The sequence below is a fragment of the Paraflavitalea sp. CAU 1676 genome (assembly GCF_029223285.1).
In the GTDB taxonomy this organism is placed as follows: Bacteria; Bacteroidota; Bacteroidia; order Chitinophagales; family Chitinophagaceae; genus Paraflavitalea.
The window spans coordinates 294,508-313,286 of the sequence record NZ_JARHUJ010000002.1 but is presented as its reverse complement, the minus strand read 5'-3'; the positions used below and the strand labels follow the sequence as shown (position 1 = coordinate 313,286).

Sequence of the window (18,779 nt, the reverse complement as noted above, 5' to 3'; positions counted from 1 at the left end):
ATATAGAGAGTTCATCAAAGGAAACGATGGCCCTATAGCAAAACACCCTGCAAATACAAATATACTATTTTCCTTACACACTGCATATCACCTCAAATGATAGCACATTAACATCACTGTTCTTCCGTCAAAGCAAGAAAATCCTTCCTAAAGGAATCCAGTTCTGTCCACTGCGCATCCGAAGCCGGCAGGCAACCCTCCTTGTCAGCGCCGCGGGCCTGGGTGAGCCGTCACCGGGAGGCCCGTCTGCGCCACGTAAAGGTTTACCTATAGCATAACCTAAACGTTTACACTAAATCCCCTACCAGCATTTTTAAATATACCTGAAGAGCACCACAACTAAAACGCCCATGAAGCCAGCCAGCCAAACCGGGAGGCAATCGCTCGCCAAAAACATCCTTCAACGAGCTGCTTGAATATACATAGACAGGAGTCCTGCGCGGATAAAATGTATTTACAACGTTCACGAGGAATAGGATCGCCCCTGGATCTTCTCTTCGAAAACAGACAATAACCATTGCTATTTTCTCATCAAATGTTGACTGCCAACGCTCAAAGGCTTCGCTTCGTATGAGATCAAGGTCTACTGTCACGTCTATGTCAAAATCATGGAGAGCACGTTGAAAAATCTCCAGATCTTCCTTACCACTATCTATGATCGCAATGCTGACCTTTCTAATTAACAAAGTTGACTATTTAAGTAGACTCATATGACTGAGAGGCTTGATCGAACTATCATACAAAATAGTTAATAGATCGCATAAATTGCCACTTTAACAGCAACGATTGGACCGAATTATAAACCTTTGCAACTATCAAATCAGGCAAACCAGCCAAAGTTTATAATTCCGTGACAAATTGCGAACTCCCGCACCACTGTTCCCCAACAACAAACCGCTCAACCTCTACCATCCGCGCATATACTCCGCGCGCTCTCGCTCCTTATGTTCAACTAAGGTTTCCGGCCCTTTTCGACCATCATGTCTTTCACCTGTTATCCGGAAGGACCACGATTTCCTTCCTCAACGAATCCAGCTGTCTCCACTGCACATCCGAAAGCCCGCAGCCAACCTGTTCCTTTTGCACAAAATCGACCCGGCTCAGGAACTCTTTACCTACCGTAGTCTTGACGCCCAAACAACCGCCAATCTGGAGAAAACCGGCCGTATCGGTTAAATGCTTCAACAGTACACCATATACGCGGTCACTGCATTTCTCCTGCAAAGCCTCAAAAGAGTATAACCGCACAACCGGGTTCCGGTGCTCACACAACTGCACCAATTTATCATCAGTAAACTCATCCACCAATACCTTGCAATACTCCCATTGCTCAGACGGACTACAGGCTATCCCCACACAGTTGCCCCTCCCCCCACCTGACATCATGAAAAATTGGCCGTTGGTCAAAATTACCATCTTGCTAACGGAACCTCTGTGTAACATTGACACATGATCAAGACCACCCTGCTTGCTCTCTTTAGTATAGCCTGTACAATTGCAAACGCCCAGACCGTTAAGGGCGACACGGCAATCGTCAGAAAGCACTATTATACCCAACACATAGCCGGCACAGTCACCCTCGATGGCATACCCGACGAAGAAGCCTGGAATACCGTACAATGGGGCGGCGACTTTACCCAGTGGATGCCCAACGAAGGCCACGCCCCCTCCCATCCTACCAGCTTCAAGATCATGTACGACGAAAAATTCCTGTACGTAGCCTATCGGTGTCACGATTCGGCACCCGACTCCATCGTACGTCGCATGGACCGGCGCGATCAGTTCCCCGGCGACTGGGTCGAGATCAACATAGATAGTTATCATGATCTTCGTACCTGCTTCTCCTTTACCCTTTCCGCCTCCGGAGTACGCAGCGACGAATTTGCCTCCAACGATGGCAACAACTGGGATGCCAACTGGAACCCCATCTGGTTCGCCAAAACACATACGGCCACAGACGGCTGGACCGCCGAGGTAAAGATCCCCCTTAGCCAGCTGCGCTATGGAAATGAAGCCAATAAAGTCTGGGGATTGCAGGTAAACCGCCGCCTCTTCCGCAAGGAAGAAAGGTCTTACTGGCAATATATACCCCAAAACTCTGGCGTGTGGGTCAGCCGCTTCGGAGAGCTTCACGGCTTAAATAATATCCCCATGCATCGCCAGGTCGAGATCGCCCCCTACGTCATCGCCCAGGCCGATAAATACAAAAAAGAACCCGGCAATCCCTTCGCAAAGGGCTCCGAAAAAAAGATCACCGTGGGTCTCGATGGTAAACTGGCCGTCACCAACGACCTTATCCTCGACTTCACCATCAACCCCGACTTCGGTCAGGTAGAAGCCGACCCCTCCCAGGTGCGTATCGATGGCTTCCAGAACTTCTTTGGCGAACGCAGGCCCTTCTTCATCGAAAGCCGCAACATCTTCGAATACCAGCTGACGGGATCTGAAGCCGGAGGCGATTACGACTCCGACCTCCTCTTCTACTCCCGCCGCATCGGCGGCTCCCCCCACGGCTACCCCAACATCAACAACGGAGAATACCTCAAATACCCGCAGAACACCTCCATTCTTGGCGCCGCCAAATTCAGCGGCAAAACAAAGAAAGGCTGGAGCATCGGCGTACTGGAAAGCGTAACCGAACGCGAAATGGCCACCATCGACCAATCAGGCAACCGCCGCAAAGAACTGGTAGAGCCATTCAGCAACTACTTTGTAGGCCGCGTACAAAAAGACATCAAGTCCGGCAACACCATCATTGGTGGCATCTTCACCGCCGTGAACCGTGAAAAAGGATTGAACGATATCCTGCACCGCAGTGCCTACTCCGGCGGCATCGATTTCCTCCAGTATTGGAAGAACCGCGCCTGGTACCTCCGCGGCAACATCGTGTTCAGCCAGGTACAAGGTAGCAAAGAAGCCATCCTCAATACACAAACCGCCTTCGAACACCTGTTCCAAAGGGGCGACGCACCCGAAGTATCGGTCGACAGCAATCGCACCTCACTCACGGGTCTCGGTGGCACTGTACGCTTTGGGAAGATCGGGGGCAGGCGTGGCAAACATGGCGAGATATTGCGCTTCGAAACAGGCCTCACCTTCCGCTCGCCCCAATTGGAGCTGAACGATATCGGCTTCATGCTCACCTCCAACGAGATCAACTATTTCGCCTGGGCAGGCATGCAATGGCAAACCCCTTTCTCTGTATTCCGCCAGGCACGCATCAACTACAACCACTGGTCACGGTGGGATTATGGCGGCCAGTTCCTCTATCAGGCCTTCAACACCAATACACACGCTACCTTCAAAAACAATTATCAGGCAGGCACAGGCCTCACCTGGAATGTCTATGAGGTCAGCAACACCGCGTTGCGGGGAACCTCCTCAATGCGCCAGCCTGGTTCGCTCAACCATAACATTTACTTAAACACTGACTCCCGCAAAAAAGTATTTCTTGCCTTCAGCATGTTCAATAGCTGGGGCTTCGACAACACTGTCCGCAACCACGATTATGGCGCCGGCATCAACTATCAACCCATCAATGCATTGCGCATCAGCTTCGATGCCGGCTATAGCGAATACTGGCGCCGCCAGGATCAATACGTGAGTACCGCAGATTATAACGGAACCACCCGCACCATCGTGGGAGAAGTAAAACAGAATACCCTGCGCTTTACCGGCCGCCTTAGCTACAACATCACACCCGATCTTACGCTCCAGTATTACGGACAACCCTATACTACCCGGCCGCTCTATGACCATTTCGCCTATGTATCAGATCCGTTGGCGAATAAATACAATGATCGCTTTCACCAATACAGCCCCAATGAGATTAAATACACCAATGGCAAATTCGAAGTAGACGAAAATGGAGACGGCAACACCGATTACTCATTCAATAAGCCCGATTTCAATTTCGTACAGTTCCGCTCCAACTTCGTAGTACGGTGGGAATACAAGCCAGGGTCTGAGCTATACCTCGTATGGTCGCAGGGCAATACACCAGATGCATCTGCAGACATTGACCGCCCCCTGGGAGAAAGCCTCACCAAAAATGCCTTCAGCAATGAACAGGCAAGAAATATCTTCCTGATAAAATGCACCTATCGGTTTGTGAGGTAAAACACAACCATCAAATTCACCACGACCACTATTGGCGATCATCACATCGATTGCCAATAGCGGGGCGCCGGTACACTGGCAATAACATAGAATGGCTGCGGAGGCACACCACCCGAAGATGGCCACTCCGGTGATAAAGTCGCCACGCCAACCGAAGGAACCACGCCTGCCTCACCCAAAGCCACTACACTCCCCTGCCCCGAAGACGCCTCTTTCGGGCCCACTTCATCAACCGAAGACGTTCCCGCCGAACTCACCACACTACCTCCACCCGCAGCACCCGCACCAGCCTCACCTGATACCGCACCATCCGCCACCTCCCCCTTTTTCTCCACCAGCACCGGCCGCCCCTCTACCACGTACCATTCCTGAAACAGCGCCAGCACCTCCTCCATCGTTTTTCCCGCCCGCATCAGCTTCGTAGCCCTGCCCGTTAACGCCCCGAAAACGCCATGCTGCCGCTGTGTTGCAGGCAGCAGCCGGTAAAAAGGCTTCATCGCCTTCGACACACCACCAAAAGCATAGGCACACTGCATCGTACGCGCCCGCTTCGGATCACGGCGAAAAGACTTGCCTTCCTTGTTACCATTCTCCCGCTCCAGGTATTCGTCTTTGACCTTATACCCGATCGTACCGCCCATTTTCCCGGTGAACGGATGTTGACCCTTTTGCTTACCCATAACATAGTTTTTAGGTTAATAATCCGGTGAAACACCCGTCCCCGGTACCCCACCGTGTATAGTTAAACATACCCCTACAGGGGCCATTTTTCCAAACGCAGGTGTCGCTAAGCGGCACTCATGTCATGTTTTGACAGGTTTTGACCGGTCTAAAACGCCCCAACCACCCACCGACGCAGTCTCCGTTCAAATCTAAAAATGTCCAAATGCCAGTCGCAACACCTCTTCATGCTCCCTATCTTCAACTCCCAAAACGCCCCCAACTACCCCCACCCCTTGCGCAAAAACATCCCTGATCAAACTTACAACAGCACCGATATGACCATGTCGCAATTCGGAACATCTTTCCATCTTTGGTACATTTTTCAACCATACGCCCCACACCCTGCCCCTTCACTCCCGATGGCGCCGTGGACATTCCGTAATCACCCGCTGATGAAGTCCTGATCAACCAGGTAGCAAGCCGTGATCAGGCCCTGATCAAGTCTTGGGTAAGCAGTGGTAACGACCGTACCACGACCGTATCACAACCGTACGATGACCGTAGGGGGAGCGTATCTCAATGACAGGCAAAAGAGGATAAACGGGTCCGTAGATGCCCGTCGAAGGAGTATATAGACAATATGAAAGAAGGTTTGCGCATAACGAAACGCATACCATTAATATACGAAATTCCGGCCGCATATCCATAAAAAAAATATCACTAACTTTAGTAGCCTCCTGCCCGCCAAAACCGTTCACACATCACCATCAACTCAATTGCACAGCTATGAAAAAGATGCTATTCATTGCCATCGCACTGGCAACATTGTCATTCATTCCCGCAACAAACGAACTCAGTAAAAAAGAAAGAAAAGGCGCCCTTCAATTATTGAAGTCCACCGAAAAAGACCTCACCAGCGTACTCAAAGGACTCGATGAAGCACAATTGAAATACAAACCAGCCCCCGATCGCTGGAGTATTGAAGAATGCGTCATCCACATCGCCACCACCGAAGACATGCTCTGGCAAATGACCGACGCCGCCATCAAACAACCCGCCAATCCCGACAAGCGCGCCGAGATCAAGGTCACCGACGAACAGATCGTAAAAATGGTAGAAGACCGCAGCGAAAAACGCAAGACCTTCACCAACCTCCAACCGGAAAACTCTAAGTACAAGACAGCGGCGGAAGCACTCGAAGCCTTCAAAACAAGCAGGGCTAATTTGGAAAACTATATCAAATCCACCAGCGACGACCTGCGCAACCATGTAGTCGCCCTCCAGTTCGGACAAGTCGACAGCTACCAGATGATCCTCTTCATGGCAGGTCACACCAACCGCCACACGAACCAGATCAAAGAAGTAATGGCAGATGCAGGATATCCAAAAGCCAAAGCCAACTAAACAATGCCCACCGTCAAATTTACCTATGCACTGAAACGGTTCTTCCCCGGACTGCAGCAAACACCAGCCCGGGGAACTACCCTCAGCGCCGTACTCGAAGAAATGGAAACCGCCTATCCCGGCCTGCGCAGTTATGTGCTCGACGAACAGGGCCAGTTGCGCAAGCACGTCAACATCTTCATCGACGGCACCCTTATCAAAGACAAAACAAAACTCAGCGATGCCTTTCACGACAACAGCGAGATCTACATCATGCAAGCCTTGTCGGGAGGATAACACACAAACCATCATCACATGAAATCAACGATATTGCTCGGAACCCGCAAAGGGTTCATCGCCTATGAACACAAGAACGGACAATGGAACACCACCAACCTCTCCTTCGAAGGAGTACCCGTATCCATCGCCTACGCCGATCCGCGCAACGGCACCTGGTGGGCCTGCCTCGATCACGGCCATTGGGGCGTAAAGCTCCATCGCTCCAAAGACCGTGGTAAAACCTGGGAAGAAGTAGCCGCCCCCGCCTATCCCGAAGGCGCCGAAGTAAAGGACGGCACACCTGCCACCACGCGCTACATCTGGTCCATGGCCCACGGAGGCACGCAACATCCCTCCCGCATCTGGGCTGGCACCGATCCCGGTGGTCTCTTCGTAAGTGAAGACGAAGGCAACAGCTTTCAACTGGTTGAATCATTATGGAACCATCCCACCCGCAAAGAAGGCTGGTTCGGCGGTGGACGCGATCTCCCCGGAATACATTCTATCGTCGTTGACCCACGCAATGAAGATCATATCCATATCGGCATCAGCTGTGCCGGAGTCTTCGAAACCACCGACGCCGGCAAAACCTGGTCCATCCGCAACAATGGCCTCACCGCCGAGTTCCTGCCCGATCCGCCACCCGAAACAGGACACGATCCTCATATCGTAGTCGCCGCACCCACCAATCCCGATTACCTCTGGCAACAAAACCACTGCGGCATATTCCGTACCACCAACGGAGCACAGGAATGGGTCCAAATTGGCAAGAAAGGAACTACCGCTTACTTTGGATTCGCCATCGCCGTAGCCGAAGACAATCCCGATCAGGCATGGGTAGCCCCCGCCACTGCCGATGAAACGCGCACCGCCATTAAAGGCGCCTTGGTCATCTGCCGCACCGACGACGGCGGTAAAACCTGGAAGGAACAACGGAACGGACTACCCCAGGAAAACTGTTTCGATATCGTATACCGCCACGCCCTGGCCACCTCCGGCAACGCGGTAGCATTCGGTACCACCACGGGTAACCTCTTCATCTCTAACGACAAAGGAGATCACTGGCAGGTCATCAACAACTACCTGCCCATGATCTACTCCTTGCAGTTTGCAGATTGATCGCCTGGTTGTCGCCTGAATTTGGTAAATTAGCATAGCTCTTTACGCCAGGTTCAGGCATCTTCAACCAATGGATGGTCACGTGAAGTACCTTCTATCATATTGCCTCTTCTTACTGCCGATCATATCGACTGCTCAAACAGTTGCATCCTTACACATTGATGGCGCCATCAATCCCGTCGTGGCAGACTATATCCGCAAAGGCATCAGCTTTGCCCAAAAGGAAAAGGCAAGTTGCTTGCTGATACACCTCAACACACCCGGAGGATTGCTGCATTCTACCCGCGTCATCGTCAGCAATATGCTGGAATCGCCCGTACCAGTAGTCGTATATGTAGCGCCGGGCGGATCGCATGCGGGTTCCGCAGGAGTCTTCATCACCCTCGCAGCCCATATCTCCGCCATGGCGCCGGGCACCAATATCGGTGCCGCACACCCGGTAAGCTTTCAACAACCCACCGACTCTATCATGAATGAAAAAGGCACCAACGATGCCGCCGCCTTTATCCGCGCCATCGCCGAAAAAAGGAACCGCAATATCCAATGGGCCGAAGACGCAGTACGCAAAAGCGTATCCATCACCGAAAAAGAAGCTTTCCGGCAACAGGTCATCGATATCATAGCATTCAATGATGCCGACCTCCTTGATCAGTTAGAAGGCAAACAGGTACAAATGAATACCGCCACCATCACCCTGCACACCAAAGGCGCCCGCATAGTACCCTACGAAATGAACTTTGCCGAAAGGGTACTCAATGTCATCAGCGATCCCACCATCGCCTACATCATACTCATGCTCGGCATCTACGGCATCATGTTCGAACTGTTCAACCCCGGCTCCATACTCCCCGGCGTTATAGGCGGCATATCCCTCATCCTGGCATTTTACTCGATGCATACCCTGCCCGTCAATTATGCCGGCCTGGCGCTGATCCTGTTTGCCATCATACTTTTTTTACTGGAGATCAAAATAGCCAGCCACGGCATACTGGCCATCGGAGGAATAGTATCCTTATTCCTCGGATCCATCATGCTCATCAGAAGCCAATCCTCCTTGGAGTTGATTAATATATCGAGGGCAGCCATCATTGGCATCACCATTGCCAGCGCCCTATTTTTCCTGTTTGTCGTTGGCATGGGATTGAGAGCACAAAAAACCAAAGTAGCCACCGGCAGGGAAGCAATGATAGGGGCTATAGCGCATGCGCTCGACCTCCTGGCCCCCACCGGACGAGTCTCGTACCAGGGAGAAGTATGGAATGCAGTGTCCACCACGGGAGTGATCAACATAGGCGAAAAAGTACAGGTAAAGGAGATCAAAAACCTCACCCTGTACGTGGAACCAGTGGATCGATAATTCAAAAACAAAAAGATATGCCACAATTCCCCATCGTAACCGCCGTACTCTTGTTGTTCCTGGTAATACTATTGGCCAACGCCATCCGAATACTCAGAGAATATGAACGCGCAGTCGTATTCAGACTGGGGCGCCTCATCGGCAACAATGGCGTAAAAGGACCAGGACTTATACTGCTGATACCCATCGTCGATAAAATGGTACGCGTAAGCCTGCGCACCGTCGTGATGGATGTACCCACACAAGACGTCATCACGCAGGACAACGTATCCATCAAAGTAAATGCAGTCGTATACTTTCGCGTCATCGAACCACAAAAAGCCATCGTTGGCGTAGAGAATTACCTGGTGGCCACCTCCCAGCTATCGCAAACTACCCTGCGCAGCGTACTAGGTCAGTCCGAACTCGACGACCTGCTGTCACAACGCGAAAAGATCAACCACAAACTGCAGCAGATCATCGACTCCAATACCGAACCATGGGGCATAAAAGTATCCAACGTGGAAGTAAAACAGATCGACCTGCCACAGGAAATGCAGCGGGCCATGGCCAAACAGGCAGAAGCAGAACGCGAACGTCGAAGCAAGGTCATAGCAGCCGAAGGCGAATACCAGGCATCACAACGCCTGGCCGACGCTGCGAAGATATTGGCCGGAGAACCCAGCGCGCTTACGCTGCGCTATTTACAAACCTTACGCGAAATAGCCACCGAAAAGAACTCCACCACCATCTTCCCCGTGCCCATCGACTTACTGAAACCATTTCTTGAGCAAAACAAGCAAAGAGACTAGCACCCGCCATCACAACGAACGGATACTAACTGCTTTCTTACCCACTGCCGCATCCAGCACCAGCGGTTTAACGGCCCTGCCGAGATCGCCATCCGCCTTAATGTGTTCCGAAGCCGCACCTTCCACCTTCATAAAAACAGCCGCAGGCGTTAACACCCGTACCGCCGTAAAAATGATATCACTCGAATTCACCAGGCGGATCAATTCCGACGACGGCGAACCCTGTGCACTCAAACCATGCACCGTCGCATCCGTCACATGATCAAAAACAATAGCAGGCCGTTCATCGGCCTTATCAAAAGAAAAGCGCACATTGTGTAAACTCAACCCTTTCACATTGCGGGCATACAAACCATACGCCGGCGGGCCAAAAGGCTTCGTGCCCCACACCCCGAAGTATTCCGCACTCAGCTCCGGCACCTGCCGCTTCGCAGCCTGTTCCTGGGTACCACCGCCCGCATATACCACATGCACATCCGAGAAGCTGATATTCTCCAGGAAAGCCTTCCCCACCCCATTCAGCGTGATACAGGAATTCAGCTCGCCGTCAAAAACATTCACCCCAAAATGAATATCCGGGTGGTTCACCGGTTTCTCCACCACCGTAGCCCGGATATTACTGAAAGAAATATTCCGGACAAACGAGGCAGCCCCACCACCATCAACAGCGCCGGCGTCGCCGCCACCGGTAAAGCCAATACCGATCGGCCCCGTTACATTCCGCATCGTAATATGAGAAAAATGAAGATTCTCGATCCGCGCCTTGCCCGAGCTGATCTTGATCGGGCAACCATAGGTTTCATAGATCAAACAATTGGTCACCGTAATATTTTGCGCCTCACCGCCGCCAAACCGGAAAACCGACCAGCGCGTACTGAAACTGCAATCGCTCACCGTCACAAACTGGTTGCTGCCAAACAACGCACACGCATCATCCTGGCATTGCACATCGCAGCCCGTAATATGTACATACTGCGTATCGTTGAAATGGAAACCATCATTGTTCTTGTTCACCCGGTTGTAGATACGGATATTCTGCAGCTGTACGTGCTTGCACTTCAGAATACGGAAACAGTGATAGGCGCTGTTGGTCAGAAAAATATCCCGCACAGTAAACCGCGTACATTGATAAAACACGATCAGGTGCGGCCGGTCGAAATTACCGCCCACACCCTTCTGCCCCGGACCCGTATTATCACCCTTGCCAGTATAGAAAGCCAACCCGTTCCCATCGATGGTACCATAACCCTCGATCGCTATATTGTCGGCATTCGCTGCATAGATGAAAACGATATTACCATTGCCCGAAGGCACGCCCTTCCCCGCCGAATAATCTTCCCGGCGCTTACTGCCCAGCAGCCGCCCATTAGCCGCCACATGAAGCGTAACACCCGATTTGAGCTCAATGGTACCACAAATAAAATCACCCGCCGGCAACAGCACCACACCACCACGCGCCGTATGGCAGGCATCGATCGCCGCTTGTATCGCAAGGGTATCAGCCGTATCTCCATCCCCTTTGGCGCCATAGTCCTTTACATTGAAGACACCGGCGCTGGGAGGCGGCGCGGCGGCAATAGGCAAGGCACTATGCACAGGGGCAGCAGCAGCTGGCAAACCAACCAGACCTGCACCGGCTGCCGCTACAGCCGGCAGGGCCAGGCGCTCCAGCCATTGGCGGCGCGAAAAAGAAGGCGTGTTATTCATACCAACGAATATTCGTCAAAAGAACACACGTTCACACAACAATAATAGCCATTGACTAAGCAATCTTAACGCCACCACCACATACACTCGCCCACACCCCAAAAGGAACGGCCCGCGCATACGCCCGGGCCGCCTTCATTGAAAACATAAACACGCGGAAAAGAACTTATTCTTCGTGCTCCTCACCAAAGTTCAAACCACTTCCCAGTTGGATATTGGAACCGAAGAATAAAGCATTTAACAACAGCCGGTCCGTACCATGCCAGTAGCTGCGGTAAGTAGGATCATCGGCAAACGAGATCACCTTGCCGCCGCCAGCCTGGCTCACCAGGATCGCAGCCGTATTATTGATACGCGCAATATTCTTCTTCGAAACATAACCACCCACATACGACTCCGGCGTATACTTCGCGATCGTCGCATATTTGTTGCGGCTGGGTTGCAAAATCGTCTGACTGTTCTTCGTAAAGAAGATCTTCCGGCTCGTCAACCCAAAAGCGATCGGGTTGCTGATATCGATATCGCCGGTAAAAATGCCGCCATTGATGCGGCGCGCAGCCTCCGTCACCTCCTGCTGCACATAGTCGATCCGCTCATTGCTGCCCTTCAGCGCCGAAGAATCGATAAAGAGTTTTTCTTTGATCAACTCCTGTTGAATCGCCCAGTCGGCCGCATTCTTGAAAGCGATCAACGTACCGCCTTCTTCTACCCAGTTCTTTAAACGGGCCACTACAGCCTTATCCACGCCATTATAGTTACCACTCACCAAAACGATATTGTTGTACCGGTTCAGGTTGGCGCGGCCAATAGAAGCCACATCCAGTTTCGTCACCGCCAAACCAAGGTGCTGGTTCAGCAAAAACCAAACCTGACCCACCTCCTCAAAATTGGTACCCGTACCGGCAATCACCGCCACCGAAGGTTTCTGCACCACCTTGATATTGTTACTGCCAAGATCGATGCCTTCCGTGCTAAAACCGCCAGCCGCGCCATACACATCCACACCCGCTTTTTCAGCCGCTTGTTTTACATAAGCATACAAGCTGTCAGGCAACACTCGTTGTGCAGCCACGGGGATAATGAGGCTGCCATAGCTGAACTCGCGCACACCCGTAGTGGTCGTAATGGTCACCGGCTTAAACGCCGCCTTCACCACCACACCTTTATTTTGCAGGTAAAACAACACCCGCGAAGCATTGTACTCGCTCCAGTTCACCAAATAGGCATAACCCGCAGCGCCGCCTTTCACTTCACCCTTCACAACAGGAACCGCCGTAACGGCAGCGCCACGCGTAGCGGGAGCAGCCGTCAGCCGCGCATACTGCAAACCATAAGCATGGATCAGGCTCCACGATGTATTGTCATAATACAAACTGTCATTCAGCTTGGCCGTTTCCTCAAACAAAGAATGCACAATGCGGAAATTAGGCTGATCGGCCGGCACCACATAAGCCTTGCCCTTCTCAAACTTCTTTCCCTCCTGCGCCACATCACCACTCAACTCATACACATGAACATGATGCTTCAATAAAAGATCGAGGAACGAACGTGTCAGCGACTGATCGCGGCTATCACCAAACACAAAAGCTTTATAAGGATAGGCCCTACCCTGCTCCTGGGCGGTCTTGAAGAACTCCTTTTGCAGGTTGAACAAACCCTTCTTTTCTTCCACCGCAGCCTTCACGGTGGCAAGGCCAGTCGTAACATGGTTGCGGATGGTGAAGGGAAAAGTAAGCACACCCGTCTCAGTTTCCTGCTCCAGCCCGCGCGAACTGCCCTGCTCGAACGTGATACCTACAGCGCCATAGAAATCGGGATACGTAGAGCCATAGATCGGCGAAAGATTATCAAACTGCTCCTTGGTGAAGTACAGTGAACCGATCTGGTCCAGCGCAGCCGCATGGTATTTCGCCAGCGTGGTGTTGAAGTCGTACGAAGCCTGCGGCACAATAGGGCTCTGCGTCCGCTTGGGCGAAGGCTCGAAATAATAAGTACTGTTGCCACCCATCTCGTGAAAATCGATGTGCACGTTCGGGTACCACTGGTGAAAGAACACCAGCCGGTTCTGACTCTCCACCTGCGTGGCGCTCAGCCAGTCGCGGTTGAGGTTGGAGAGATAGTGGTTGCTCCGCCCATTGGGCCAGCCTTCAATATGTTCCTTATCAGCCGGGTCGGCGGTATTGGGAAAAGATTTATAAGAATTATGCCAGTTGGCAGCGCGGTCACGCCCATCCGGGTTCAGTGAAGGATCGATGAACACCACCGACTCCTTCAGCCATTTTTGCGTCGTCGCACTTTGACCCGCAGCCAGATAATAAGCCGTCAGCAAAGCAGCCTCTCCGCTCGACGTTTCATTGCCATGCACGCTGTACCCCAGCAACACGATCGCAGGCGCATCAGCCGGCAAAGCAGGTTTAGAAGGATCTACCTGGTTCGCATGCTCCTGCCGGATGGCTTCCAGCTTAGCATAGTTTTCCGGCGCCGTGATCGTTACGATCACCTGGTCGCGCAGCTCATAGGTTTTGCCGATCACCTGGTAATGCACCTTATCACTCACCCGCGCAAGTTCACGCAGGTAAGCGATCAATTGATCGTGCCTGGTATAATGTGACCCGATCGGGTAACCCAAAAACTGCTCAGGTGTAGGGACCTTGGGATCAAAGGATTCAGATTTCGAAAAGAAATAATCATTCTGCGCAACACCGGCAACCCAGGTAGCCAGCAACAGCAACAGGAAAAGTGAGCGTTGAACAAGTCGACGAAGCATAAATTATTTTTTGAGAATAGAAGAAACAGAGCAAAACGAAAACAAGCGACACATAAACCTTATTAATAACCAGGATTGTTCTTACCCTCCAGGTCCGGGTCAGATAATACGTCAGCGAAAGGCAAAGGAAACAACCAGAAATTACGGTTCGTAAGGCCCAGCACCGCACCAGCTCTTTCCGTACGCACCAGGTCAAACCAGCGGTGCGCCTCAAACGCAAACTCGATACCGTTCTCCTCCTCGATCGCCAGCAATACCTCGTCTTTGGTCGTAGCCGCCGTGCCAGCCACGCCGGCGCGTGCGCGTACGGCATTCAGGTCGGCAATGGCGCCATCGGTCCCCGTCAGCTTACCCTGCTGCGCACGGGCTTCCGCGCGGATCAGGTACAACTCCGCTATACGGATCACATACGACGGATCGGTACTCGTGGCACTGGCATTGTACAAAACACCATACACATCAGTACCACTTCCGGCGATGAGACTCGTTCTTGAACCACCGATCGCCGCATTTTTAACCTTCGTCACAAAACCAGCGGCAGGTTTCAGCGTATACTGACCGCCACCAGAACTGGGATACCACAGGTTCCAGTAGCTGTTACGGTCATTGGCCGAGAACGTAAGTTCAAAGACCGATTCCTTCGTCAAAAAGGGGGCCGTAAAGAAATTCTTATACGGGATCAGTTCATACTTGGCCGTATTGGCGATCACCTGCGAAGCATATTGTTCCGCATCCGCCCATTGCTTGCGATACAAATGCAGCCGCGCACGCAACGCACGTGCCGTGCTCTTCTGTGCCCGGTTACGCGTAGTAGCATCTTCGGGCAGCAGCTTTTCGGCTTCAATAAGATCGGCCAGCACCTGGTCATAGGTTTGGTCGAGGGTACTGCGCTTGATGCCCTTGGCATCACTCACCACCGTAGTAGGCTTCAGTTGCAACTGCACCCCGCCCCAGCCACGGCCCAGGTCAAAATACCCCAGGGCCCGGGCAAAATAAGCCTCACCCAGTATCTTATTTTTTTCAGCGGTCGTCAGCAGCGGGTCAGTCACAGCCGGCACATAAGTGATCACACTATTCGCAGCATTGATCACTTTATAAATCCCCTGGTAGGCCGCAACGGTAGTCACGTTATCGGTAGGGATCGCATTCTGATCCAGTTGCAAATACTGGGTCAGCGTGCCATTGGCGATCACATTATCGGCAGTGATCGTACCCAGGGTAACATAATTGGAGGCAAAATATCCCTGTATAGCGTCATATACGCCGGTAATGGCCGCACGGGCCGTACCCACATCAGTCACCGCCGTCTCCGACGGTATCGCATTGTTAGGGTTCTCTTCGAGGAATTTGGAGCAGGACGACAAGGAGACCAAACCTGCAGCCACAAGAATTATAGTTATACGATTCATGGTAAATCCTTTAAACAGTTAAGATCAAAAAAACATCGGCCCATCGGCAAGCCCAACAACCACAAGGCATCGGCGCCCCACAGTCAGGAGGCACTAGAAGCTTACAGTAAGCCCCACCTGCACCGTTTTCGGTTGAGGCACGGTAGCCCAATCATAACCCGCCGTATTCTGATTGCCGCTCTGCGAGCTCACCTCAGGATCAGCACCGGTATAGTTCGTTACTGTAAACAGGTTGGTGGCCTGCACATACAACCTGGCCGAACTGAACTTCACCGCACTCAGCCAGCTGCCGGGCAAAGTATAGCCCAGCGAAAGCGTTTTCAACCTGGCAAAAGAACCGTCCTTCAGGTAGCGGCTGCTCAGGTTGGCCACAAAACCGCCGTAGTTATTGGCAGCGCCGCCGTTATCATTGGGATTGGCTTTCGCCGTAGTTAAGCGCGGGATGTCAGTAACATCACCCGGCTTTTGCCAGCGCTCCAGTTGCCTCGGCGCAAAGCCGATATTGGCCTGCAGGCCACCATGCACCATGAAGAATTCATTCATGTCCATGATCTTGTTTCCCTGCTGGAAATAAATGAACACGTTCAGATCGAAGTTTTTGTATTGCAGGTTATTCGTCAGCCCACCGGAATACTTCGGCAGCGCATTGCCCACGATCTGCCGGTCGGCATTGGTAATGGAACCATCTTTATTGACATCATCATACACGGCATTACCGCTGTTCCGGTCCACATACAATTGTTTGTACAATTGGAAAGAATTGACGGCATAACCCTGGCGCAGGATCGAGATATTACGGCCAGAAGCTCCCAGACTGATATCAGCCGCCAGCTTCTCGATCTTATTCGTGTTGAAAGAAATGTTGAAGTCTGTCGTCCACACAAAGTCGCGGCTGCTCAGGTTATTGCTGTGCACACTTACCTCAAAACCCTTGTTGCTCACGGTCCCATAGTTCTGGAGCACAGAAGCAAAACCAAGGCGGTTAGGCACCGGTACATTCAGCAACAGGTCATATGTATACTTGTGATAATAGTCCAGGCTAACGCTTAAGCGTTTGTTCAGGATGGTCACATCCACACCGGCATCGAACTGTCTGGTCGTTTCCCAGGTAAGGTCTGGGTTGGCCAGCTGCGATGGCGCCGTACCCGCAATCTCCAGGTAGTTGGCGCCCGCACCCCACAGGCCCTTGGCAGCATAAGCGCCAACGCCATTTTGGTTGCCCGTCAATCCAAAGCTGGCGCGCAGCTTCAGGTCATCAAAGAAGTGGAGGCTTTCAATGAACGACTCCTGTCCCGCTCTCCAGGTCACACCACCCGAAGGGAAATAACCCCACTGGTTATTGGCCCCGAAGCGCGAAGAACCATCAGCGCGCAAACTCGCATCGATGGTATACTTATCGTTATACGTATAGCTCGCCTTGCCGAAGAAGGAAGCCAGTTTGGCCACCGAACGCGAAGAAGAACCCGAGCGGATAGACGCACCCGAAATGGCCGTAATATTATTGCTGGGGAAACCGGTACCGGATGCAGACGTCAGTTCACTGATCGTGTTACTGATCGTATTACCCACCAGCGCATTGATGGCATGTTGCCGGTCGGTGCCAAAAGACTTGATCCAGGTAAGCACCTGCTCATTCAGCAATACCAGGTTGTGCGTTTCAAAAGCAGCCCCCGAACCGTTCGAGGAAACACCCGCACTGATCAACGTACTCGCATAGTTATTTTCCTGCTCATCGGCCTTGTCTATACTCCAGCTGCTGCGCAGCTTCAGCTCCGGCAAAAAGGAATATTCGAGGAAGGCATTGCCGATGATACGCCAGCCCACTGCTTTATTATCGAGGTGGTCGATCAGCGCCTGATGGTTATCGAAGCTGCCATACCGCGCATAAGTGCCATTGGCATTGTACACAGGCAGGTAACTACGCACGAAATAAGCAGAGTTGATCACCCCCTGCGGATTATTATCACTGCTGCTCACATTGCGGAACGTGCGCGTAATACCGATACTTGTACCCAGCTTCAGCTTCTTCGCCAGCTGGTTATCATAGTTCAACCGCGCGGTAAAGCGCTCAAAATCCGTAGGCCGCGTCACCGATTCCTGCTTCAGGTAACCGATACTGGCATAATACGTATTCCTGTCCGCCCCACCCTGGGCCGAGAGTTCATAGCTCGAGGTACGCCCCGTGCGGTATACATCACCCAGGCGGTCATAGGTCTTCAACGTATCGGGATTGGGAAACGGCAACACCACCGTACTCGGGTCTATCCCATTGTCCTTCGCCGTATTCACGACGGCCTCATTCGCCAGCTTCGCCGTCTCCACACCATTGGCAACGGTCAATTCACCTACCGGCTTCGACCAGCCCTGGTAAGTATTGAGCGATATCTTAGCCCGCGTATTTTGTTTACCGCGTCGCGTCGTAACGATCACCACACCATTCGCCCCCTGCGACCCATAGATCGCCGTAGCGTTGGCATCTTTAAGAATGGTGATGCTCTCGATATCGGAAGGATTGATCGTCGCCAACGGGTTCGTAGGTTGCTGTTGACCCAATCCTGTTTGGATCGTCTCAGCATTGCTCACAAAAACGCCATCGATAATATATAAAGGATCACTGCTTGCATTGATCGAATTATTACCCCGTATGCGGAAGGTAATACTGCCACCGGCAACACCCGAGTTCGACAACACCTGCACACCGCTGGCCTTGCCCTGCAGCAGCTGGTTAAAGCCAGCCGCCGGACTATTCTTGATCTCATCACCACCCACGGTGGTAATGGCGCCGGCAATAAATCGTTTCCGCTGCGTACTATAGCCGGTCACCACAATATCTTCCAGCTGGGTGCTCGACTTTTTTAAAACAACACGGTAAACGTCTTTTTGAGAAAGGGGAATTTCCTGGAATTCAAAACCGGCAAAAGAAACCAGGAGCGTTTTTGCTTGCGGCGTAACGGGAAGTTCAAAGCTCCCGTCTTTACGGCTAGCCGTACCCTGTCCGCTTCCTTTGATGGTAATACTGGCGCCTTCCAAAGGCAGTTGATCTTCTGATAAAACAGTTCCGCGAATGGTGCGGGGTGTCGGTTGGGCAATGCTACTAATTGAATGGAGCACAATAGACAGCATTGTCAAAAACACAAGTCTTGGGTTCATGACAAAATTTTAATGAATGAGAATTGCTGATCTAT

General features: G+C 52.0%; 13 protein-coding genes. 6 read left to right on the top strand and 7 right to left on the bottom strand.

Features of this window, described 5'->3' with window-relative positions; all coding sequences use genetic code 11:
• Positions 1 to 287: 287 nt before the first annotated feature.
• A complete protein-coding gene (locus P2H89_RS06020; RefSeq protein WP_275825672.1) occupies positions 288 to 686 on the bottom strand; it encodes a hypothetical protein in 399 nt (132 codons plus the stop codon).
• A 301-nt stretch (positions 687 to 987) separates the two neighbouring features.
• A complete protein-coding gene (locus P2H89_RS06015) occupies positions 988 to 1,386 on the bottom strand; it encodes a hypothetical protein (protein ID WP_275825671.1) in 399 nt (132 codons plus the stop codon).
• A gap of 63 nt (positions 1,387 to 1,449) precedes the next feature.
• Here P2H89_RS06015 and P2H89_RS06010 point away from each other — a divergent pair, with 63 nt between their 5' ends.
• Positions 1,450 to 4,119, top strand: a complete 2,670-nt coding sequence (locus P2H89_RS06010) for a DUF5916 domain-containing protein (protein ID WP_275825670.1) — start codon at positions 1,450 to 1,452, stop codon at positions 4,117 to 4,119.
• Positions 4,120 to 4,160: 41 nt separating this feature from the next.
• Here the strand turns inward: P2H89_RS06010 and P2H89_RS06005 are convergent, their stop codons facing one another.
• Positions 4,161 to 4,799: a hypothetical protein gene (locus P2H89_RS06005; RefSeq protein WP_275825669.1), complete on the bottom strand. Its 639-nt coding sequence runs from the start codon at positions 4,797 to 4,799 to the stop codon at positions 4,161 to 4,163.
• 769 nt (positions 4,800 to 5,568) lie between these two features.
• Here P2H89_RS06005 and P2H89_RS06000 point away from each other — a divergent pair.
• The 5 genes from P2H89_RS06000 to P2H89_RS05980 all read left to right on the top strand — a co-directional run bounded on the left by P2H89_RS06000 (position 5,569) and on the right by P2H89_RS05980 (position 9,711).
• A complete protein-coding gene (locus tag P2H89_RS06000; protein ID WP_275825668.1) occupies positions 5,569 to 6,186 on the top strand; it encodes a DinB family protein in 618 nt (205 codons plus the stop codon).
• Positions 6,187 to 6,189: 3 nt separating this feature from the next.
• A complete protein-coding gene (locus P2H89_RS05995) occupies positions 6,190 to 6,462 on the top strand; it encodes a MoaD/ThiS family protein (RefSeq protein WP_275825667.1) in 273 nt (90 codons plus the stop codon).
• Between the two features lie 18 nt (positions 6,463 to 6,480).
• A complete protein-coding gene (locus tag P2H89_RS05990) occupies positions 6,481 to 7,563 on the top strand; it encodes a glycosyl hydrolase (protein ID WP_275825666.1) in 1,083 nt (360 codons plus the stop codon).
• 82 nt (positions 7,564 to 7,645) lie between these two features.
• On the top strand, positions 7,646 to 8,920 hold the full coding sequence (locus P2H89_RS05985) for a nodulation protein NfeD (RefSeq protein ID WP_275825665.1): 1,275 nt from the start codon (positions 7,646 to 7,648) through the stop codon (positions 8,918 to 8,920).
• Positions 8,921 to 8,937: 17 nt separating this feature from the next.
• Positions 8,938 to 9,711, top strand: coding sequence for a slipin family protein (locus P2H89_RS05980; protein WP_275825664.1), 774 nt, complete (start codon positions 8,938 to 8,940; stop codon positions 9,709 to 9,711).
• A gap of 9 nt (positions 9,712 to 9,720) precedes the next feature.
• On the opposite strand, the gene P2H89_RS05975 is transcribed toward P2H89_RS05980, so the two are convergent.
• The 4 genes from P2H89_RS05975 to P2H89_RS05960 all read right to left on the bottom strand — a co-directional run bounded on the left by P2H89_RS05975 (position 9,721) and on the right by P2H89_RS05960 (position 18,744).
• Positions 9,721 to 11,418, bottom strand: coding sequence for a glycosyl hydrolase family 28 protein (locus P2H89_RS05975; RefSeq protein WP_275825663.1), 1,698 nt, complete (start codon positions 11,416 to 11,418; stop codon positions 9,721 to 9,723).
• A gap of 166 nt (positions 11,419 to 11,584) precedes the next feature.
• Positions 11,585 to 14,185: a M14 family zinc carboxypeptidase gene (locus P2H89_RS05970; RefSeq protein ID WP_275825662.1), complete on the bottom strand. Its 2,601-nt coding sequence runs from the start codon at positions 14,183 to 14,185 to the stop codon at positions 11,585 to 11,587.
• 62 nt (positions 14,186 to 14,247) lie between these two features.
• On the bottom strand, positions 14,248 to 15,594 hold the full coding sequence (locus P2H89_RS05965; RefSeq protein WP_275825661.1) for a RagB/SusD family nutrient uptake outer membrane protein: 1,347 nt from the start codon (positions 15,592 to 15,594) through the stop codon (positions 14,248 to 14,250).
• 93 nt (positions 15,595 to 15,687) lie between these two features.
• Positions 15,688 to 18,744 (bottom strand): TonB-dependent receptor, encoded by a 3,057-nt coding sequence (locus P2H89_RS05960; protein WP_275825660.1) that lies wholly within the window; start codon positions 18,742 to 18,744, stop codon positions 15,688 to 15,690.
• Positions 18,745 to 18,779: the final 35 nt, after the last annotated feature.